We start from the raw sequence: 22,719 nt of genomic DNA, 5'->3' as shown, positions 1-22,719 counted from the left end.
AAAATGAAGGAAAATAAAAAAACGTACTGGAAAGGGCTTGAGCAGCTCAACAACGATCCAGAGTTTGTAAAGAACGCGGACAGGGAATTCCCTGAGCTTCCTTCTACACTCAACGAAGAGGGTAGTGCTTCCAGAAGAGACTTTCTGAAAGTGATGGGATTCAGCTTAGCAGCAGCCTCTTTGGCAGCATGTGAGGCTCCTGTCAGAAAGATGATCCCTTATGTGAATAAGCCGGTTGATATCAACCCATCTATTCCTAACTATTACGCATCTACTTATGCTACAGGTGGCGATTATGCTTCCATCGTAGTAAAAACAAGAGAGGGTCGTCCGATCAAAATTGATGGAAACGAACTTTCTCCTATTAATAAGGGAAAAGTAAATGCTATCGTAGAGGGATCTGTACTTTCTCTATATGATAAAGAAAGACTTGCTGTACCTTACAGTGGTGGTAAGCCATCCGATTGGAAAACTGTTGATGCTCAGGCAAAATCTGCTTTGGCTTCTGCAGGAGCTGTGAAGATTGTAGCTAATACAATTATTTCTCCTTCTACCATGCTGGCAATTGAGCAATTTGCTAACGCAAATGGCAATGTGGAAGTGATCATGTATGATCCTCTTTCTAATTACGGTATTACAAAGGCTGCTGAGACTTATTATGGTGCTGCAGTTCTTCCTTCTTATTCTTTTGACAAGGCAAAAACTATCGTATCCTTCGGAGCGGACTTCTTAGGTTCTTGGATTTCTCCAATTGAATTTGCGCGTCAATATGCTCAGACAAGAAAAATCAGCAAGGAGAAGCCTGAAATGTCCAGACATTATCAGTTTGAATCTACCTTATCTCTTGCTGGTGCAAATGCTGATTACAGAACTCCAATCAAAGCTTCTCAAAGCGGTTTGGCAGTTTTAGCACTTTACAATGCAATCGCTAAGAAAGCGGGTGCTGCTACAGTTTCAGCCCCAGCAGTTGAGGTAGCTCATCTGGATAAAGCTGCTGCTGACCTTTGGGCTAGCAGAGGAGCTTCTCTAGTGGTGTCTGGATCAAATGATCCAAATGTACAAGTTGTAATCAATGCAATTAATGAATTGCTTGGAAGCAACGGCACTACAGTTGACTTCGCTAATCCTGCATATTACAGAAAAGGGGATGACGCTAAAATGAATCAGTTTGTCACTGATTTGAATGCTGGTAAAGTTGGTGGAGTTATTTTCTACAACTGTAACCCGGTTTATGATTTTGCAAGAGGAGCAGAAATCGCTGCCGGTATTGCAAAAGCAAAAGTGAGTATTTCTACTAACGGTACTCTAAACGAGACTTCCTCTCTAGTACAAATAGTAGCTCCAGATCATCACTTCCTTGAGTCATGGAATGATTTTGAGCCTAAGAAAGGTCACTTCTCTTTAGCTCAACCTACCATTTCTCCACTTTTTGATACAAGACAAGCGCAAGAGTCATTCTTGGTTTGGGCTGGTGATACTACTTCTTATTATGATTTCCTTCAGGCTAACTGGCAGGGTGATGTTTTCACTCAGGTTGAGACTGGTGGAACGTTCCAGGAATTCTGGGATCAGACCTTGTACAATGGTGTATTAGCTATCACTTCTACTTCTGCACCTTTAGCTCCAGTAGGAGATGTAAGTGCTGCTGCTTCTGCGGTTTCAAAAGCTTACTCTGCTGATAATGCTTCTGCTGAATTGGTTATTTATACTAAAGTGGGTATCGGTAACGGTACTTATGCAAATATTCCTTGGCTTCAAGAATTGTCAGATCCTATCTCTAAGGCGACTTGGGATAACTACTTAACAGTGACTCAGAAGTGGGCATCAGAAAATGGTGTCACTCAATCTGAAGAGCATACTAGCAAAGCTTCTATCACTGTAAATGGTAAATCCTTGATCGTTCCGATCATGATTCAGCCAGGTCAGGCAGAAGGTACTTTTGGTTTGGCTGTAGGATACGGTAGAACAAAAGCTGGTCGAGTTGCAAACGGAGTAGGTGTTAACGCTTACGAATTACTGGATGCTTCTAAAGGCTTTGTCAATTTCGATATTACTTCAGGCGTAGAGGTTTCTGCAACCAGTGATTCTTATAAAATAGCCCGTACGCAAACTCACCAGACCTTCATGGGACGTGAAAACGTAATCCAGGAATCTGTGCTGAGCGAATACCAGAAAGATGCTTCTGCAGGCAGATCTCATCCACATATTTACAAGGATGGAGAATTTGTAAAACCATCTAAAATTTCTCTTTGGTCAGGACACCAATATTCTCAGCATCACTGGGGTTTGGCAATCGATATGAACTCTTGTATCGGTTGCTCTGCATGTTCTGTTGCTTGTCAGGTTGAAAACAACGTGGCAGTAGTAGGGAAGCAGGAAGTGTTGAACAGAAGAGAGATGGCTTGGATCAGGATTGACCGCTACTATTCTTCTGATGCTCCAGCTGATGACTTAAGCGCTATGGAAGTAGCCGCTAGCAATCCTGAGGTTACCTTCCAGCCGATGATGTGTCAGCAATGTAACAATGCTCCTTGTGAGACTGTTTGTCCTGTAGCTGCAACGACCCACTCTTCTGAGGGGCTTAACCAAATGACTTACAACAGATGTATTGGTACAAGATATTGTGCAAACAACTGTCCGTATAAAGTTCGTCGATTCAACTGGTTCAAATACCATGATAACAAAGACTTCGCTGGAGTCAATGTAGCTCAAAACGATGATTTGGGTAAAATGGTCTTGAATCCAGACGTAACAGTTCGTGCTCGTGGTGTGATGGAAAAATGCTCCATGTGTGTGCAGAGAATCCAAGCGGGTAAGCTAGAAGCTAAGCGTGAGAAGCGTAAAGTGAAAGATGGTGACATCAATGTAGCTTGTGCTGTAGCTTGTCCTACTGATGCTTTGGTATTCGGAGACATGAATGATTCGAATTCTAAGGTTTCCCAACTTCTTAAAATCAAGGAGAACACTACTTCAGCATTGAAAGAAGTGAATGAGGAGAGAGCATACCATGTATTGGAAGAGATCAACGTGAGTCCAAACGTTTGGTACTTTACCAAAATCAGAAATAAAGACTTAAACGAAGCGTAATCAAAATTTTATAAACTATGCAGGTTACTTCATCCGTACGCGAGCCGTTAGTTACCGGGGGTAAAACCTACCATGATGTGACACATGATGTGTCACGGCATGTAGAGGCAAAACCAAATATCAGATGGTTTCTAGCTTTCCTTACGTCTGCCGGTGTTTTGGCTTTAGGATCCATTGCTGTGATTGCCACCGTTTGGGAAGGCATCGGTATGTGGGGTCTTAACAAAACTGTAGGCTGGGCTTGGGATATCACCAACTTCGTTTGGTGGGTTGGTATTGGTCACGCTGGTACACTTATTTCAGCAGTATTGTTACTTTTCAGACAGAAGTGGAGAACATCCATCAACCGTGCTGCAGAAGCAATGACTATTTTCGCTGTAATTTGTGCGGCTATGTTCCCGGTTCTTCACATGGGTCGTCCATGGTTAGGAGCCTATTGGGCACTTCCGCTTCCAAACGTTTTTGGATCACTTTGGGTAAACTTTAACTCCCCGTTACTTTGGGATGTGTTTGCGATATCAACTTACTTCTCTGTATCACTTGTATTCTGGTACATTGGTTTGATTCCTGATTTCGCTACCATTCGAGATAGAGCCACAGGATTAAGAAAGATTATTTACGGAGCACTTTCATTCGGTTGGGATGGTGCTGCAAAATCATGGAGCAGATATGAATCAGTTTCCTTGATCCTTGCTGGTTTGGCTACTCCACTTGTACTTTCTGTACACACGATTGTATCCTTTGACTTTGCAACTTCAGTAATACCAGGATGGCACACGACTATCTTCCCTCCATACTTTGTGGCAGGTGCGATTTTCTCTGGTTTCGCCATGGTATTGACGCTGATGATAGTTACGCGTAAAGTCTATAAACTGGAAGATTACATCACAATGGGACACATCGAGTTGATGAACATTGTAATTATCATCACAGGTTCAATCGTAGGTATTGCTTACATCACAGAGTTCTTCATCGCTTGGTACTCAGGAGTAGAAGCAGAGCAGTATGCTTTCATCAACCGTGCTACCGGTCCGTATTGGTGGGCATACTGGTCAATGATGACTTGTAACGTAATCTCTCCACAGCTTTTCTGGTTTAAGAAAATCCGTACTTCTATCGTAGCAACGTTCGCGTTGTCTATCGTAGTAAACATCGGGATGTGGTTTGAAAGATTTGTAATCATCGTAACCTCCCTACACCGAGATTATCTTCCATCTTCATGGGCGATGTTTTACCCAACTTGGGCTGATGTGGGAGTTTACCTATTCACGTTTGGTTTGTTCTTCACCCTGTTCTTCTTGTTTGCCAAATTCTTCCCGGTAATCAACATGGCAGAAGTGAAATCTGTATTGAAGTCTTCATCTGATAAAGTGCATAAATAATCATGGAAAGAGATACACATTTTGTTACTGGAGTTTATGAAGACGAAGATGTATTGCTTCAGGCAATCACGCAAGTAAGGTCGTCAGGTATTAAAATCCATGAGGTCTATTCACCATACCCTGTACACGGGATAGATGATTACCTAGGATATAAAAGAAGTAAGTTGCCTATAGCAGCTTTCTTATTCGGATTGCTAGGAACTACCTTGGCGTTGACGATGCAGTTTTACATGATGAAGTTTGATTGGCCAATGATCATTGGTGGTAAGGATTACGGAGCTTTCCCTGATTTTATTCCTGTGACTTTTGAGTTGACTGTCTTGTTGGCATCATTCGGAATGGTAGGTGTATTCATGGTGAGCACAAACTTGAAGCCTTGGGCACAGCCTAGAATCTTCGATTTGAGAATCACTGATGATAAGCACGTCATGGCAATCGACATAGCAAATAATTCGGCTATGGAACTGGCTAAGATTGAAGAGATATTGAAATCTTCTGGAGCATCAGAGGTTAATAAAAAAAGTTTTGAATAGTAAATCTGGAAAAATGAAGATTGCTAAGACACTAAGTATTTTAGGGATTGCAGTAGCAGGGATTGCCCTTGCAGGCTGTAGAGCCGGAGGCGAAAATCAAGGCCTGGAATATGCCCCTCAGATGTACCACTCGGTAGCCTATGAACCTTTGACGCAGATCACAGATTCTGAGACTAAGGGAGATTTGATTTCTACCCGCGAAGATGGAAAAGGAGAATATTTCAACAGTAACATAAACAATCCTCACAACATGAACATGCGTGAGCCAGTTGCGAATACTGTTCCTAGAAATAAGGAGGGCTACTTGCCTTATCGTTATAAAGCTTTTGAAATAGAAGAAGCTGGAGCCAACATGAAGAACCCAATCGAATTAAATGATGAGGTTTTAGTAGATGGAAAAAGGCTATTTGGACTTTATTGTACTCCATGTCATGGTGCCGGAGGGGAAGGCGATGGTAAAGTAGGTGCAATTATCGGTGGTGTAGCCAACCTTAAAGGTGGTGCTTATGTAGGACTTTCTGAAGGTCATATTTACCATGTTATTACTAAAGGAAAAGGTAGAATGGGAGCTCACGCTTCTCAGATTACACCTGAAAACAGATGGAAAATTGTTCACTACGTGAAGCAAGAACTCCAAGGAGGTCAGAATGCTGATAATGCAGTTGCATCGACGGAAGTCGTAGCAGAGGAAGTAGCTGACCAAGATGTATCACAAGTAGAAACTCCAGCTAATTAATTATGGCTCATCACGTACAACACTATAATCTGGATCAAAAATTTGATTTCACGGCAGCTACCAAAAAGATCGTATTTACGGTTTTGGGAATCGGAGCAGCACTACTTATCATCGGTGTCTTAATGGCAATCTTTGGTGGTGGTCACCACGAAGCAGCAGAAGCAGAAGGACATGCATTTCATTGGTACGAGCGTCTTTATGCCAACTTGTGGATCAATAATGTTTACTTCACTGGTATAGCTATAATAGGCGTATTCTTCTTTGCTATTCAATATGCAGCTCAGGCCGGATGGTCCACGGCTATCATCAGAGTTATGCTTTCTTTGGGTAATTGGTTGCCAATTGCAGGGGTATTGATGATCGTAACGTTCTTTGTCGCAAATCATGATTTGTTTCACTGGACTCACGCTTATTTATTCGATAAATCTTCTCCAGAATACGATAGCATTATTGATGGAAAAGGAGCTTTCTTCTACTGGCCAATGGCAAAAGGAACCTTCCCTGTTTTCTACATCTTTAGAATGGTTTTGTTCTTTGGATTCTGGGTTTTCTTTTTCAAGAAGTTCCAACAGTTTACTTACAATGAAGATATTATTGGAGGCACCTCTTCTTGGTACAAAATCAGAAGCTGGTCTGCATTCTTCTTAATTTTCTTTGCAGTTTCTTCTTCTATCTCAGCTTGGGATTGGGTGATGTCCATTGACACACACTGGTTTTCCACCTTGTTTGGATGGTATGTTTTCTCCTCTTGGTTTGTAGCTGGTCTATCCACGATTACATTGATTGTTATCTTTTTGAAGAGCCAAGGCTTGCTGGAGATGGTCAATGAAAACCACGTGCATGACTTAGGTAAGTTCATCTTTGGTTTCACAATCTTCTGGACATACTTATGGTTTTCTCAGTTCTTGTTGATCTATTATGCCAACATTCCTGAAGAGACTGTTTACTTTATCGAAAGATTGTCCAGCGATATTTATGGCCCGTTCATATTTGTCAATCTAGGGCTAAACTTTGTGCTTCCTTTCTTGTTATTAATGACAAGAGATTCTAAAAGACATGGAGTATTCTTGAAATTAGTTTGTGCTTTGATAATCGCTGGACACTGGGTTGATTTCTTCCTAATGGTTCAGCCGGGTACACTAGGGCATAATGGTGGCGTAGGATTTATGGAAGTAGGAATGTTCTTGGTTTATGGTGCAGCCTTTACATTTGTAGTCCTTTCTGGATTAGCAAAAGGTAATTTGGTTCCTAAAAACCATCCAATGCTTGAAGAAAGCTATAATCATCACATTTAATAACAGCCGAAATAACTAAGGTATGTACGGATTTCTGATTGGAGTAGGGGTTCTTTTGATATTGTCCATAATATGGATGGTCTATAGAATCCAAACGTTAGTCTCTGTTGTAAAAGGATCTGATAAGAAGATCGCTTCAGGGAGTAATAAGATTAATGCAATTTTATTCATCGTTTTCCTGGTAGCAGGAGGAGCATTAATGTTCTGGTATTCTATCAAAGAATTTGATAACTATCAATTGCCAATTGCCTCAGAGCATGGTGTGATTACTGATTCACTTTTCTGGTGGTCAATGGCCATCACTGGTATTGTATTCCTCATTACTCATGTGTTGCTATTCATTTTTCCATACAAGTATCAGTATAGCGAGAAGAGAAAAGCATCTTTCTATCCAGATAACAACAAGCTTGAAATTATCTGGACAATCGTTCCGGCTATTGTTCTGGCAGGTTTGGTTATTTCTGGTTGGGTAGCTTGGTCGGATATCACCGCTCCGGCTCCTGAGAATGCTCATACTGTAGAGATCATGGGTTATCAATTTGCGTGGGAAGTACGATACCCAGGTAAAGACCAGGTGCTCGGAGATTACGATTACCGTTTGATCACTGCAACAAATTCCCACGGTATTGACTTTACTGATAAAAACTCCATCGATGACTTTTCGTCACCAGTGGTGGTAATTCCTAAAGGTGAGCCAGTGCTATTCAAAATCAGAGCAAGAGATGTGCTTCACTCCGTATTTGCACCGCACATGAGATTAAAAATGGATGCAGTGCCAGGTATGCCTACTAGATTCTGGTTTGTCCCTACTAAAACTACTGCTGAAATGCGTGAGGAAACAGGGAATCCAGATTTCGAATATGAGATCGCCTGTACTGAGATCTGTGGAAAGGGACACTTTTCTATGAAAAAGATAATTCAGGTAGTGGAACCTGCTGAGTACCAGAAGTGGTTTGCGGAGCAAAAATCTTTTATCCAGAATAATCCAGCACTAGCAGCGGATCTTCCGGCAGAGACTAAAGAGCTTGCAGAAATTCAATTAAGCGAAAAGTAACAAACAAAATTATAGATTATGTCAACAGCATCTGTCGCAAATCATGACGCAGCGCACGATCATCACGATCATGAGCACCATGATAATTTTGTAACCAAATATATATTCTCCCAGGATCACAAAATGATCGCAAAACAATACTTGGTTACTGGTATGTTTTGGGCTCTTATTGGGGGATTTCTTTCAATCTTATTCAGACTACAATTAGGCTTTCCAGAAATGGATATGTCTTTCCTTCGCCCCCTTTTAGGTGGATGGATAGATGAAGCGGGGAAATTGGACCCTACTTTCTATTTGGCACTGGTCACCATGCACGGAACCATCATGGTCTTCTTTGTATTGACAGCGGGCTTAAGTGGTACATTCTCCAACTTCTTGATTCCATTGCAAATTGGAGCAAGAGATATGGCATCCGGATTTATGAATATGCTCTCTTACTGGTTGTTTTTCTTATCCGGTGTGATCATGTTTATATCTCTGTTCCTTAAAACAGGTCCTGCAGCTGGGGGCTGGGTGGTTTATCCTCCTCTTTCTGCTCTGGAGCAAGCTATTCCAGGCTCTGGATTGGGAATGACTTTATGGTTGGTAGCGATGACGTTCTTTATCGCATCTTCTCTAATGGGTGGTATCAACTACATTACCACAGTAATTAACCTGAGAACAAAAGGGATGTCTTTTTCTAAGCTTCCTCTGACTATCTGGGCTTTCTTCTTGACAGCTGTGATCGGTCTTTTGTCTTTCCCAGTGTTATTTGCAGCTGCCTTGTTACTTGTATTTGATAGAAGCTTTGGTACATCATTCTACCTTTCTGATATCTATATAGGTGGTGAAGCACTACCAAACACAGGCGGTAGCCCAGTATTGTACCAGCACTTGTTCTGGTTCTTAGGTCACCCTGAAGTTTACATTGTATTACTTCCAGCTTTGGGTATTACCTCAGAAGTAATTGCTACAAACTCTAGAAAACCAATCTTTGGATACAAGGCGATGATTATTTCCTTGCTTGGTATCACAGTTCTTTCCTTTGTGGTTTGGGCTCACCACATGTTCGTATCTGGTATGAATCCGTTCTTAGGATCTATCTTCATGTTCTTGACTTTGATCATTGCGGTGCCTTCTGCGGTAAAAGTATTCAACTACCTTACCACGCTTTGGAGAGGTAATTTGATCTTTACCCCGGCGATGTTGTTCTCAATAGGGCTTGTGTCTTTCTTTATCTCAGGTGGTTTGACAGGTATTTTCCTTGGAAACTCAGCGATTGACATTCAATTACACGATACTTATTTCGTAGTGGCTCACTTCCACTTAGTGATGGGTTCTGCTTCCTTCTTCGGGATGATAGCAGGGGTTTATCATTGGTTCCCTAAAATGTTTGGAAGAATGATGGATGCCAAATTAGGCTATGTCCACTTCTGGTTGACTTTCGTTGGTGTTTATATGGTATTCTTCCCTATGCACTACATCGGTATTGCTGGCTTCCCTAGAAGATACTACAGCTGGACAAACTTTGAGTTTGCTAACATGTACACTGACTTGAATATGTTCGTTTCGGTTGCAGCTATCATTACTTTCTCTGCTCAGTTTATCTTCTTGTTCAACTTCTTCTACTCTATGTACAAAGGTAGAAAAGCAACTGAGAATCCATGGAGATCAAATACTCTGGAGTGGACTACTCCAATTGAGCCAGGACATGGAAACTGGCCAGGTGAAATCCCTGCAGTGTACAGATGGCCATATGATTACTCTAAGCCAGGTGCTGAAGAGGATTTCATTCCTCAGACAGTTCCGCTTTCTGCTACTCCGGAGTCCAATCTTCCTCATGAGCAGGAATTGGTAAAAGTAGAGCTGGAGATTATGAAAGAAGAGGAGGAAGTACTGGTTTCTAATGAAACAAGCCACTCATAAATCTATAAGCAGCTTTCGCCGGGTAAGTCTAATCACGGTGATAGCTGTTTATTTACTGATTCTAATTGGAGGCATAGTCAGGAGTACCGGTTCTGGAATGGGTTGTCCCGATTGGCCAAAATGCTTTGGAAGTGTGATTCCTCCAACAAGCGTAGAACAATTGCCTTCAAATTATCAGGAGATTTATCTCAATAAAAGATTAGCCAAGAACGAAAGGTTCGTGGCAACACTTGAAAAATTAGGATTCTCAGAAAAGGCAGAAGAAATAGCTAATGACAAATCCATTCTTGTAGAAGAGGAATTTAATGCGGTTAAAACCTGGATTGAATACCTGAACCGATTGGCAGGAGTAATGATTGGTTTGATGATTATTCTTACTGTGTGGAAATCATTTCCACTTGGAAAGCTTGATCGTATGATTCCGATCTTGTCTATGGCTAGTCTAGTGCTAGTTGTCTTCATCGGTTGGATTGGTTCAATAGTGGTTTCTACTAACTTGCTTCATTGGATGATTACCTTTCATATGATGTTAGCCTTGTTACTAGTCTCTTTGCTGATCTACACTTATCATAGATCTGGGAAGTTGATTCAGTCCAAAGGAGTAAAAATGGATGTTCCGCGAAGGATTGAGCTTATATTATTGATAGGAACTATCTTGATGTTTGTTCAGATTGTTCTTGGCACTCAGGTTCGGGAGCAAATAGATATAATTTCAGCTTCACTTGGCGATATGCTTCGGAATGAATGGATTGGTAGAATAGGATTCGAATTTCTTATTCATCGATCTTTCTCGCTTGTTCTGCTTGGAATCCATTTGCTGTATTTCTTTTGGGCATTCAAATATACCCTTAGAAAGTCTCAAGTAAATCTTTGGTCTCAGGTCTTGATGATTCTGATTATTCTGGAAATAGCTACAGGAATGGCAATGGCATACTTTGGTATTCCTGCTTTTCTTCAGCCTATCCATCTCTTATTAGGTTCTCTCATCATCGGTGTGCAAGTCATCTTGCTTCTCGAAATCAGAGAAAACATTCAGTTTCGATTAAATACAAATTGATCATGAGGACAGTTGAAGTAACTGACCATTTTAGTACCCAGGTTATAAGTAAATTCAAAGCCTACGCTGAGCTAATTAAATTAAGGCTTTCAGCCTTGGTTACTTTCTCAGCAGTATTTGGTTACATACTTGGTGATCGTGGGGTTAGTTTTGGTTGGTCTGGCTTTTTGGGGCTCGCACTTGGCGGGTTTTTGATTAGTGGAGCTTCCTGTGCTGCAAATGAAATCCTAGAGCGGGATTTGGATAAGCTGATGAAGCGTACCCAAAACCGTCCTCTTCCATTAAAACTTATTTCTCTTCAAGAAGCACTTTGGGTCACTTCCATTGTAGCTGTGATTGGAGTGGCCTTACTTTGGATATTCACCAATCCACTCACTACTTGGCTAGGTATCTTAAGTATGGTGCTATATGTGTTTGCCTATACTCCTTTAAAAAGAGTTGGGCCTATCGCAGTTTTTGTAGGAGCTATTCCTGGCGCCTTACCTCCTTTGCTAGGTTGGACTGCCGCTACAGGTTCTATTACCCATGAGGCATTGATTATTTTTGGAATTCAGTTTATCTGGCAATTCCCGCATTTCTGGGCGATTGCATGGGTGGGCGATGAGGATTATAAAGCTGCTGGATTTAAGTTGTTACCTAGCGGTGGTGGAAAAGATCTGAATACAGCGATTCAGATTATGATTTACACCTTATTCCTACTTCCACTTGGCTTACTACCTAGCTATTTTGGATTAACTGGTATGACCTCAGGAGTTATCGCAACCTTATGCGGAGTTTTATTCCTTGCTCAGACATTCTCCCTGATGCAAGATCGCTCACGTAAATCTGCGCTACGCATCATGTTTGGCTCTTTCCTTTACTTGCCAATCGTACAGATTGCTTACTTATTAGATAAACTACCGTAACGATGGAAAAGGATCTCAAATATGTCGATCTAGTAGATCAGCCGATCGCTATGCATCCTAAGAAATTTGCTTTGTGGCTTTTCTTAGTGACTATAGTGATGATTTTTGCAGCACTCACTAGTGCCTATATTGTGAGACAGTCGGAAGGAAATTGGTTGGAATATGATCTGCCTTCAATTTTCTGGTACACTTCAGGAATTGTGATTATAAGTAGTTTATTCCTACAGTATGGCTATTATTCTGCTAAAAAGGACAATATGGCTGGGCTTAGAACAGGACTAGGATTGGCAGTTTTATTCGGTATAGCTTTTCTAGTTGGTCAGTGGTACAGTTGGGTGGCGCTGGTTGATGAAAATGTGTTTTTTGTCGGCAATCCATCGGGTTCATTTCTTTACGTTTTCACGGGATTGCATGCTGTTCACTTAATCAGCGGTGTGATATTTCTGATTATTGTATTAATTTCGACCTATAAATATGAAGTGCATTCCAAGTCCATGGATACACTTGAAATGGCTACCACTTTCTGGCATTTTCTAGCTGCATTGTGGTTGTATCTATTTATGTTTTTGCTTTTGAATCATTAAAATAAACCAAGTACAAATCAATATCTTATGTCTGCGCATTCTACTGCTATAGGAGTAAGCCCGAAAAGAGGCGTCTGGGGAGGTGGTAACGAACCTCTCAAAGCCAGTTATGGAAAACTCATGATGTGGTTCTTCCTTCTTTCGGATATCTTTACTTTTGCCGCTTTTTTGATTACTTACCTAGCTATTCGTGTTAGTTATCCTGCCTATGCCGGACCAGCAACTGAATTTGTAGGCTCGAATGAGTACTGGCCAATACCTGAATTAGTTTTCGACGCTATCCCTTTTGTGCATGGAGTTCATGCGCCATTGGTGTTCGTAGGTTTGATGACGTTCATTTTGATTGCAAGTTCCGTAACAATGGTATTAGCTGTGGAAGCTGGCCATAGAAATGACAGGAATGATGTAGTGAAATGGATGCTTTGGACGTTGGTTGGTGGTATAACTTTCTTGGGCTGTCAAGCTTGGGAGTGGAGTCACTTTATCCATGGATCCGATACAGGCGTAGTTTTGACATATATCAATGATCTGGGTAGAAATGTAACTGAAACTGTATTTGGTGCAAATCTCCTAGTAAATGAATATGGACCTGCTTCTTTTGCAAACCTATTCTTCTTCATCACAGGGTTCCACGGTTTCCACGTTACTATAGGTGTTATTCTATTATTCTTATGTTTCTATCAAGCTGCAGTTGGTGTTTACGATAGAAGAGGTCATTATGAGATGGTAGAGAAGATTGGATTGTACTGGCACTTTGTAGATCTTGTATGGGTCTTTGTATTTACTTTATTCTACCTGATCTAAGCTATAACTATTAGAATTATGGATATTCAAGAAAATAAATCAACACTTAATGTTGTCCCTAGAGATAGGGAGAAGATAAAAAAGATTGGCAAGACGGCCTTGATTCTTGCGCTTATTACCGCAGCAGAATTTTTAATGGCTTTCACTATGCCAAGAGGAATAATACTTTATGTATTGTTTATGGCTTTGACCATCTGGAAAGCGAAATATATCATCATGCAATTCATGCACCTGGGTGATGAGGTAAAGCCTTTGATCTATTCTATTCTGGTTCCTATCGCATTTCTCTTCTGGCTGATAATAGTTCTTATCAAAGAAGGTTCGGATATATTCAACATGCGTTGGTTCTAATCAGAGTTTCAAAATAAATTCAAAAAAGAAGGTTGAAGTGAAGAACTTTAACCTTCTTTTTTGTTAAACCACTAGTATGAGAAGTTTGAGATTATTACAAGGGCTAGTGCTGGTATGCATACTCTTGGTGCCTATATTGATTTTCCTGTTTCTTAAAGGATTTGGAAATAACACCTATGATATTCCTGTCTATTTTGAAAAAGGAGTGGATAATCCATTCAAAGAATGTCCGGTAGCAGATACCACTCAGCATTATATCCCTGAGTTTTCTTTTACTAATCAAGAAGGTAAGACAGTAGGTAGGTCAGATATGGAAGGAATGATTACAATAGTCGATTTTTTCTTTACTTCTTGCCCTAGTATCTGTCCGAAGATGTCTGCTGAGATGGAGCGTGTCAATGATATGTTTAGGGATGAGGATAAGGTAAGGATCATGTCAATCAGCATAGATCCGACTTATGATACGCCTGAGATCTTGAAAGAATATGCATCCGAACATAATGCAGTTGCGGGTAAATGGGATTTTCTTACGGGCGGAGTGCAAGAAACATACGATCTTGCCAAATGTGGTTTTATTATCCCCACTGTTGACGGGATGGGAGTTCCGGATGACTTTGTGCATAGTGATAAGTTTATGCTTATCGACGAGCAGGGAAGGATCCGAGGGTATTATAGCGGTACTTCCAGAGAAGATGTTGATTTGTTAATGTTAGAGACTAAAGTGTTATTACATGCAAGCGAAACAGAATAATTTGCCAAAAAATGAGGCAAAGGTAAAAGGTTGGCTGATAGGGATCTCTGTACTTATTCCGGTAGTTGTGGCGGTGCTTATATTTATGCCGTCTAAAATTGATTTGGGAGCTGAGTGGGTTTACTTTCTTCCACATCTGAATGCAGTTATAAATTCTGCTGCAACCTTAGCCTTGATTGCAGGATTAGTATTTATCAAGCAAGGAAATATTGCTTTTCATCGAGCTTTTATGACAGTAGCGTTTGGATTGGGAGCAATTTTTCTAGTATCCTACGTAGTTTACCATGCTGCGGCAGAAAGCACATCCTTTGGTGGAGAGGGCGCAATTCGTAGCATTTATTATTTCCTGTTGATTACTCATATCATCTTGGCAGCAGTAGCGCTTTTCCCAATTTTGTTTGCATACTATTATGGATACACGGAGCAGTATGCCAAGCATAGAAAAGTTGTTAAATTTGCCTATCCGATCTGGCTTTATGTGACAGTCACTGGTGTGATTGTTTACTTTATGATCAGTCCTTATTATCTACATTAAAAACCTGCGTTCTTATTCATTCGTAGGAAAAAGTATGCAAAAAGCTCTAAAAATAGGATTTCTTTCAATTATAGGATTACTGCTGCACACTGCAAGCTTTGCACAATGTGCCATGTGCCGTGCATCAGTAGAAAATAATGTAAGCAATGGAGATACCAGCGTGGCTGCTGGATTGAATCTTGGAATCATGTACCTATTTGTCATGCCCTACCTAATGGCGATGGTGATTGGGTACTTTTGGTATAAAAATGCCAAGAAAAGAAAAGCTAAAATTGCCATGCACTAAACGAATAGAAGAGCAAAGTTTGATCAAGGACTTTGCTTTTTTATTTTTATAGATATCCGCTTTACTATCGTTTAAAAGCCAAAAGCATTATAGAATTTGGTTAACTCTAAGACTTAGGACGCTTCGGTCACCCGTCTTCGGTCTTCTGACCGGATGGGCAAAGAATTTTGGTTAATGGCAAGATTGCGGATAATCATATTTATTTTACATCTAAATGAAGCATGATTCCCGCCGCCTGATCATCTTGATCAGTATTTTCTCTCTTCTTGCAGTGTTGGTTTTGAATTTCTTTTTCTTTCAGAAAAGTGATCAGGATACGTATTTGCAAGCATTACAGAATAGAGTTCAGGCTGTAGATAAGGAATTTGATGAGGATTTTATCCAGATCCTTATGGATGTGAGACCAGATGATACGTTAAGCTTTGGCCAAATCAGTATTCCCGCCCACAGACATCCGTTTTTCATTTTAAGTCCTGAAAAAGAGCTTTTATACTGGTCAGACTTTACGCTGACGCTGGATTTTGCTGAAGTAGATCTCACCAAGGAATACCAGCTGCTAGAGGATCCATATGGCACGCTTTTGTTGAAGGTAAGGAATGTCAAAAGGAACGGAGCCGACTATGTCATGCTTCACGTGCTTCGTTTGATTTGGCCTGGGAATATTGAGAATAATTACCTAATAACTGGGCCGAATCCTGAGATTTTTGGAAATGGGAGATTCGAGCTGTTTGCCAATCCTGAAGAAGGAGAATTGGCTGTTAAGAATCCAGCTGGGATTCCGCTTTTTGGAATCAACTTTCTGTTTGGATATAGTCCAGCTGGTCGAGTTGTAAATCCTGCAATCCTGATTTTCTTCACTTCGGTTTTCTTACTTTATTTTCTATTGAGCTCTGACTTTGTGCTGAGCAAATGGAAATCAGGAAGAAGATGGCAAGCTATAAGCTATGCAATTTTTGTCTTAGGGGCATTTAGGTTTATGATGTTACTTCTCGATTTCCCAAGTAACTATCTGAATTTATCCTTATTTGATTCAGCCAATTATGCTTCTTCTTGGTTTAACCCTAGTCTTGGAGATTTATTGATCAACACGCTTTGTGGAGTATTGATTTTGGCCATGGTAATCTATCAGCTTGCTTCGAAGGTAATGCATGAGAAGATTAAGGTCTTAAAGTCCCACAATGAGTTTCTGGTCTTCTTCTTTTTTTCCTTCCTGGTCAGCTCAATCGGGATGTATTTGGTTTGGTCACTCCCGAGGGATTTGATGATCAACTCGCAGTGGGCCTTGGATATTAGCTCTATACCTTCATTTGATTGGTTCAAAGGCATAAGTTTCTTCATGCTTTTCCTTTGGGGAGCGGTATATGTGTTGCTTTCACTTACGATGTTTAGTTTGCTTCTTGAGATCAATAAACTCAAAAAAACGTATTACAAATGGATTGCAATTATCGGCCTTCCCCTTGCCGCAGTGATATTTTTCTTTTCCCTTTGGGGTGGGATTGTGTGGCTAATCCATTTGATTTTCTTAGTTATTATTATTCGACTTGAATTATTCAAAAATGCCTTTAAGCTCGGTCTTGACACATTCCTTACCTTTTTCTTCGCTTGTCTAGTCACAGCAATAATCTCTGGTGTAAGTACTTTTCAGACCGAGAAAAGTGAATTGATTCAATCTAAAACCCGCTTTGCAAATCAAAACCTCATTGAAAATGATGTGATGACTGAGTTTTTCTTGGGGGAAATATTCACTCGAATCAAAAGTGACCTATTCATCCAAAATAGAATAGCAGATCCACTTTTCTCAAAAGACCCTATTGAAACCAAAATCAGGAGAATTTACCTGGATAATTACTTCGATCAGTTTGAAGTGCAAGTCCGAATTTTTTCCTCCTCAGGTCAGCAAATCTTGGGTTCTTCCAACTCAGAAAATCTCAAGGATATACAGCTTGAATATATTAAAAGTGATTACGCCACAAGTGTTAAGGACCTGTACTTTATCCGCGGTAATGAATCCAATAATGGGAATCGCTTTATTGCCTTCATACCAATGAGCAAAGAAGGTTCCTCGCTCGGCACCGTTTTTCTGGAGCTTCGGCAGCTACGAGTTCAGCCGACCAGTGTCTATCCAAAGTTGTTGTTGGATAAAAAATATAACGACAAGCTTGATCCTGTACTTTATGATTATGCCATTTTCAAGGAGGAAGAGTTCATCAGGAATTCTGGATCATTCAATTACCTGAACAATGGGTTTAAGCGGGTATTGAGTCGAAAAGCATTATTGACAGAAGGCGTTCATCAGAATGGTTACCATCATTTTGGGATTAGAAATGGAGATGAACTGATTATTGTTTCTTCCGAGAATATTTCTGTTTCTCACTTCTTCGGGAATATTTCCTTGTTCTTTGTGCTTTTCGTGATCATGACTTTCCTGTCTATTTTGATCAATACGCTGATCACAGGAGTGAAGAATTTTGAATTCAACTATTCCACCAAACTGCAGCTATACCTTAATTTCGCATTCTTTTTCCCGATAATCATTATTAGTATTATCACGATAGGACTTTTGGCAAATAGCTATCGTGACGATCTTGATCGGCAGTATATCCAAAAAGCAGCATTGATCAGAGGTAATCTTGGAAGCTTCCTGAATAATCAGAGTCTGGATAGCGTGGATAGCGACCAGCTGAATGAAGAGGTAAATGAATTGGCAAATACCATTGCGAGTGATATTCATATTTATAATGTCGAGGGAAAACTGGAATCTACCAATCGCCCTAACATCTTTGACAAGAAGATTTTAGCACCATTAATTAATCCAAAAGCACTTTCTGAGATTGAGGAAATGGGTCAAAGTCAGTATTTGGCTGATGAGCAAATCGGGAAACTGAGATACAAAGCAGTTTATTTGTCTATTCCAGCTACTGCCAGCCAGGGCAATTTAGGGGTTTTGGCTGTTCCGTTTTTTGAATCGGAAGAAGAATTGAATACACTGATTGCAGATGTGCTGAGCAATATTTTCAATGCCTTTGTGGTGATTTTCATCTTGTTTTTATTTGTCTCTTACTTTGTCTCAACCAACCTTACTTTTCCTTTTAAACTGCTCACGCAAAAGCTAAAAGCGACGAATTTGGAAGACAATGAGCCTATGTATTGGGGTTCTAAGGATGAAATTGGCTTGTTGGTAAATGAGTATAACAACATGCTTTTCAAGTTGGAAAACTCTAAGAAAGTACTTGCTTCCACGGAGAAGGAGTCTGCCTGGCGGGAGATGGCTAAGCAAGTTGCCCACGAAATTAAGAACCCGCTTACACCGATGAAGCTTACTTTACAGCATTTGATCAGGTTGCAGGATGCTGGAAGATTGGATGATGCGGAAAAGCTAAAGAGATCATTGGAGACCTTGATCCATCAGGTAGATGCGCTAAGCGGAATTGCTTCCTCTTTTTCCACATTTGCCAAAATGCCTTTGCCAAATAATGAGTTGATGAACTTCAAAGCTGTGCTAAATAAAGTGCTGGAGTTATTCAGCGGAGATCAGCAAGTGGAGTTGGTTTTTCAGGACGATTCATTTACAAATGACATTCCGATTTTAGGCGACGATAAACTTTTCGGACGAGTTATCTCAAATCTAATAATCAATGGAATTCAATCAGTGGATCCGGGAGTGAAACCAATAATCCGTATTTGGCTATGGATGACTGACCAGGCCGTTTTTCTGGAAATCACCGATAATGGAAAGGGCATCACTGACGAATTGAAGGATAAAATATTCATTCCTAATTTCTCAACTAAGTCCACTGGATCAGGCTTGGGGCTAGCTATCGCAAAAAGTGGTGTAGAAACGGCGGGAGGCAAGATATGGTTTGAAACTGAAGTGGGTAAAGGCACGACATTCTATCTCACCTTTCCATTGATGGGGTAATTCATCTTTTTAGTACCTTCAAATCAAAAGGCATTTCGGAGTGAGCATGCGTCATTGGCTACTTTTCTGGGTTTTAGTATTGGGCTTTTTTACTTCGGTAAAAGCTCAGGAAAAGTGCCGATGGGTACCCTCTGATGCATTTGAAAATGCCGCCATTGTTGATTCACTTTCTCTGTTGGAAGAAACGATCAGAATTACCGATAAGAGTGGGGGAGCCTATGAGTTCAAATATGATCTCAGTACCAATAAGCTCCAGATTATTTTTGAAAATGAAGCCAAGCCCGATTCAGTATTGCTTTGCTATCAGACTTTCTCGGTTCGATTTGATCAGCCTGTAGCGCGTCGCACCTTACTCACAGACTACGACTCCACCGCCCGGTTCAAGGACAACCGCATGGCCGAGTTGCCAGCTTTTGATTTTAGGGAAGAGCTTTTTCCTACCACCAACCTATACAAATCCGGAAGCTTGACCCGAGGGATTTCTTTCGGAAATACACAAAACGTATTTGTCAACTCTGCGCTCAATTTGCAGCTGGAAGGTGATATCTCAGATAATCTTAAAATCCGTGCAAGCATTACCGATCAAAATGTGCCTTTTCAACCTGAAGGAAATACGCAGCAAATCCAGGACTTTGATAATGTCTTGATTGAGCTGTATAACGATGATTTCAGCTTGGCTGCCGGGGATGTGGTTTTGCAGCAGAGGCAATCTGAGTTTCTTCGTTATTACAAAAATGTGCAGGGTTTACAGTTTACTTCCAATTACAAAATGAGTGAGAATTGGACTGCCAGTTCGCAGGCGTTTGCTTCCATAGCCAAAGGGAAATTTGCTTCGATTCAATTGCCGATTTTAGAAGGCGTACTCGGTCCGTATCGGGTTAGCGGCCCAAATAATGAGCGATTTGTAATCATCATGGCGAATTCAGAAAAGGTGTTTCTCGATGGAAAACAGCTTAGACGTGGTTTTAACGAGGATTATGTGATTGATTACAATCAGGCAGAAATCACTTTTACACCCAAAGTTCTGATCACTCAGTATTCCCGTGTACGGATTGATTTTGAGTATGCTGAGCGAAATTATTCCCGGTCTATCATTGGAGCGAATCATACCCAGACCAACGGAAAGGTGGATGTGTACCTGAATTATTATCAAGAAAAGGACAATCGGAATAGACCACTTTTCACAGAGTTTTCCCAACAGGAATTGGGCTTGCTGGCTTCCGTGGGAGATAGTGCCGAGCTTGCAAGAATACCACGAATTGACAGTGTTGCATTTGATCAGAATAGGATTTTGTATGAGAAAGTTACCGAATTTGATGATCTGGGAAATCCAATGGTTTATTACGAATATTCCAATGATCCTGAGTTGGCTCATTATGAATTGGGATTTTCCCAGGTGGGCGCTGGGTTGGGAGATTATCGACGTTCCAGTCAGTTGTCCAATGGGACAGTTTATGAGTACGTGCCAAGATTGAATGGTCAACCCCAAGGAGATTACTCTATTTTGTCTCAATTGCCTCTTCCGGATAGCAAGCGTATGGTGACAGCAGGAACTCGGATTAGGCTGAATGAACATGAAAAATTTTATACCGAATTGGCACTCTCTTCTCAAGATCAGAATCTCTTTTCTGAGCTCGACGACGATAACAACCAGGGACTGGGAATAAAGGTTGGTTTGCAAAGTGAAGGGAGGGAATCTTCACTTTTCAAAGGCTACATGATGAAAGGGCAGACCGAGTACGAATACAATTCCACCAATTTTAATTTCATTGATCGATTCAGATACATTGAGTTTGATCGGGATTGGGGACTCAGCCAGCAGGCTTTGGAAAGTGCGGCGTCAGAGCAGTTTTTCCGTGCAGGAATTGGTTTTGAAAAAGATGCGCTCAATCAATTCGACTATCTTTTTTACCTGAGAAATAGAGGAAATGTACTGAACGGGACTCAGCATTCCGCCAATTGGAATGTTCAGTTGGGCTCTAAAATCAGGCTTAGACAAGAGTTCTTTCGATTGAATTCTTCGCAGGACACATTGAAATCTGACTGGACTCGGTACCTCGGCGATGTGAGTTATAATTCCAAAATCATTGTTCCAGGTTACCAATTTTCTCTTGACCAGAATGCCTTGAGAAGCGCCGAAACTGACTCTGTTGTAAGTACTGCAATGAACTTCAAACAGCATTTGATTTATCTTCGGAGCAATGATTCCCTTAGCTATTCTTTCTTGGCAGATGCGGCGTGGCGGGAGGACAAAGCTCCATTTGCGGGTGAATTACAGAATGACACCAGAGCATTTACTTCCAACTTTACGTTCAGAAAACAATGGACTCAGCACAGTTTGAGCAGTACGTTTACTTATCGGGAAATTGACTATTTGCAGCGTGATCTGCAATCGGAGCTCAATGTGATGGGAAAGCTAGATTATCAAGGAAGCTTGGGTAAAAATCTAATTCGAAATGAAATTTCCTATGCCATAGGGAACGGGCGCGAGTTGCAGCGCGAATTTGTGTTTTTGCCAGCCCCTAATGGCGATGGTACGCATACTTGGCGGGATGATAATGGTGATGGTGTGCAGCAGCTGAACGAGTTTTATCTGGCAATCAATCCAGAGGAAAAGCAATACATTAAGATCTTTGTGCCTACAGACACCTACATTCAGGCTTACACCAGTATTCTAAATTATAGACTTCAGGCTAAATTCCCCGAAACATGGAAGGAGGCTGGAGGTCTAAGGTCTTTCCTGCATAAGTTTTCTAACACCACGAGTCTAAGTGTAGAGAAAAAGGTGACTTCTGACGACTTTGTGGATCGCATAAATCCTTTTGTAGGTGGGGTGAATAGGGAAGATGTTTTGTCTCTTAGGCAAGTGATCAGGTCTAGTTTTTTCTTTAATCGTGCTTCAGCAAGCTATGGATTTGATTTATCCTATTTCGATTCCCAGTTTAAGCAATTGCTTTCTGGAGGTTTTGAAGATCTGATTCAAAAAGATTGGAAATTGAATACTCGATATAATTTCAATGGGCAAACTACTTTGAGGATTATTGCAGGAACAGGCAATCGGCTTTCAGCTTCTGACTTTTTGGATAATCGAAATTACACCATCACGCAAAATCAGATTGGACCGGAATTTTCCTGGCAACCTACGCCGTATTTCAGGACTACAGCGACTTATTCTTTCACTGGAAAAGTCAATACTGCAAACGTTGAATTCAAGGAAAAAGCTCTATTGAATCAAGTAGGACTGGATCTTCGCTTTGCGAGAGCTGTGAAGACAACGGTGACAGGAAATCTAAAACTGATTCAGATCGATTACAATGGAGTTGCTAATTCGCCAGTTGGCTATGAAATGCTTCAGGCTTTGACTCCAGGCACAAATGTCACTTGGAATGTGAATTGGCTGCAGAAAATAGGTGAGGGACTTCAATTAAATCTGGTGTATGAAGGTAGAAATTCACAAGGGCTTGACCGAATAGTTCATGTGGGGAGAATGCAAGTTTCGGCACTGTTTTGATAAAAAAATGTACCTTTGCACAAG

At 40.8% G+C, this 22,719-nt stretch carries 17 protein-coding genes; all 17 read left to right on the top strand.

Annotated features, from left to right (window positions below; translation table 11 throughout):
• Positions 1-3: 3 nt before the first annotated feature.
• The gene (locus tag BM386_RS05140) at positions 4-3,087 is read left to right on the top strand and encodes a TAT-variant-translocated molybdopterin oxidoreductase (protein ID WP_091692028.1); all 3,084 of its coding nucleotides are present in this window, start codon (positions 4-6) and stop codon (positions 3,085-3,087) included.
• A 17-nt stretch (positions 3,088-3,104) separates the two neighbouring features.
• Positions 3,105-4,469 carry an NrfD/PsrC family molybdoenzyme membrane anchor subunit gene (gene nrfD, locus BM386_RS05135; RefSeq protein ID WP_091692027.1) on the top strand — a complete coding sequence of 455 codons (1,365 nt, stop codon included), beginning with the start codon at positions 3,105-3,107 and terminating at the stop codon, positions 4,467-4,469.
• Positions 4,470-4,471: 2 nt separating this feature from the next.
• On the top strand, positions 4,472-5,002 hold the full coding sequence (locus tag BM386_RS05130; RefSeq protein ID WP_091692026.1) for a DUF3341 domain-containing protein: 531 nt from the start codon (positions 4,472-4,474) through the stop codon (positions 5,000-5,002).
• Between the two features lie 13 nt (positions 5,003-5,015).
• A complete protein-coding gene (locus BM386_RS05125; RefSeq protein WP_091692025.1) occupies positions 5,016-5,738 on the top strand; it encodes a c-type cytochrome in 723 nt (240 codons plus the stop codon).
• A gap of 2 nt (positions 5,739-5,740) precedes the next feature.
• Positions 5,741-7,033 carry a quinol:cytochrome C oxidoreductase gene (locus tag BM386_RS05120; RefSeq protein WP_091692024.1) on the top strand — a complete coding sequence of 431 codons (1,293 nt, stop codon included), beginning with the start codon at positions 5,741-5,743 and terminating at the stop codon, positions 7,031-7,033.
• A 22-nt stretch (positions 7,034-7,055) separates the two neighbouring features.
• The gene (locus BM386_RS05115; RefSeq protein ID WP_091692023.1) at positions 7,056-8,087 is read left to right on the top strand and encodes a cytochrome c oxidase subunit II; all 1,032 of its coding nucleotides are present in this window, start codon (positions 7,056-7,058) and stop codon (positions 8,085-8,087) included.
• Between the two features lie 18 nt (positions 8,088-8,105).
• Positions 8,106-9,992, top strand: a complete 1,887-nt coding sequence (locus BM386_RS05110; protein WP_091692022.1) for a cytochrome c oxidase subunit I — start codon at positions 8,106-8,108, stop codon at positions 9,990-9,992.
• Positions 9,973-11,049 carry a COX15/CtaA family protein gene (locus BM386_RS05105; RefSeq protein ID WP_091692021.1) on the top strand — a complete coding sequence of 359 codons (1,077 nt, stop codon included), beginning with the start codon at positions 9,973-9,975 and terminating at the stop codon, positions 11,047-11,049. Before BM386_RS05110 ends, BM386_RS05105 begins: the two co-directional genes overlap by 20 nt.
• A gap of 2 nt (positions 11,050-11,051) precedes the next feature.
• A complete protein-coding gene (gene cyoE, locus BM386_RS05100) occupies positions 11,052-11,954 on the top strand; it encodes a heme o synthase (protein ID WP_091692020.1) in 903 nt (300 codons plus the stop codon).
• 2 nt (positions 11,955-11,956) lie between these two features.
• On the top strand, positions 11,957-12,538 hold the full coding sequence (locus BM386_RS05095) for a cytochrome c oxidase subunit 3 (protein WP_091692019.1): 582 nt from the start codon (positions 11,957-11,959) through the stop codon (positions 12,536-12,538).
• Positions 12,539-12,565: 27 nt separating this feature from the next.
• The gene (locus tag BM386_RS05090; protein ID WP_091692018.1) at positions 12,566-13,342 is read left to right on the top strand and encodes a cytochrome c oxidase subunit 3; all 777 of its coding nucleotides are present in this window, start codon (positions 12,566-12,568) and stop codon (positions 13,340-13,342) included.
• Positions 13,343-13,360: 18 nt separating this feature from the next.
• Positions 13,361-13,693 carry a cytochrome C oxidase subunit IV family protein gene (locus tag BM386_RS05085; RefSeq protein ID WP_091692017.1) on the top strand — a complete coding sequence of 111 codons (333 nt, stop codon included), beginning with the start codon at positions 13,361-13,363 and terminating at the stop codon, positions 13,691-13,693.
• Between the two features lie 76 nt (positions 13,694-13,769).
• Entirely contained in the window at positions 13,770-14,444 is a 675-nt protein-coding gene (locus BM386_RS05080) for an SCO family protein (protein WP_091692016.1), read from the top strand.
• Positions 14,425-14,979 (top strand): DUF420 domain-containing protein, encoded by a 555-nt coding sequence (locus BM386_RS05075; protein WP_091692015.1) that lies wholly within the window; start codon positions 14,425-14,427, stop codon positions 14,977-14,979. The genes BM386_RS05080 and BM386_RS05075 overlap by 20 nt, the downstream gene beginning before the upstream one ends.
• A 34-nt stretch (positions 14,980-15,013) precedes the next feature.
• Positions 15,014-15,265, top strand: a complete 252-nt coding sequence (locus tag BM386_RS05070; RefSeq protein WP_091692014.1) for a hypothetical protein — start codon at positions 15,014-15,016, stop codon at positions 15,263-15,265.
• Positions 15,266-15,479: 214 nt separating this feature from the next.
• Positions 15,480-19,184 (top strand): sensor histidine kinase, encoded by a 3,705-nt coding sequence (locus BM386_RS05065; protein ID WP_091692013.1) that lies wholly within the window; start codon positions 15,480-15,482, stop codon positions 19,182-19,184.
• Positions 19,185-19,230: 46 nt separating this feature from the next.
• Positions 19,231-22,695, top strand: coding sequence for a hypothetical protein (locus BM386_RS05060; protein ID WP_091692012.1), 3,465 nt, complete (start codon positions 19,231-19,233; stop codon positions 22,693-22,695).
• The last annotated feature ends 24 nt before the right edge of the window (positions 22,696-22,719 follow it).

The sequence above is a fragment of the Algoriphagus locisalis genome (assembly GCF_900116615.1).
GTDB classification, from domain to species: domain Bacteria; phylum Bacteroidota; class Bacteroidia; order Cytophagales; family Cyclobacteriaceae; genus Algoriphagus; species Algoriphagus locisalis.
This window is presented reverse-complemented; position numbering and strand designations above follow the sequence as displayed.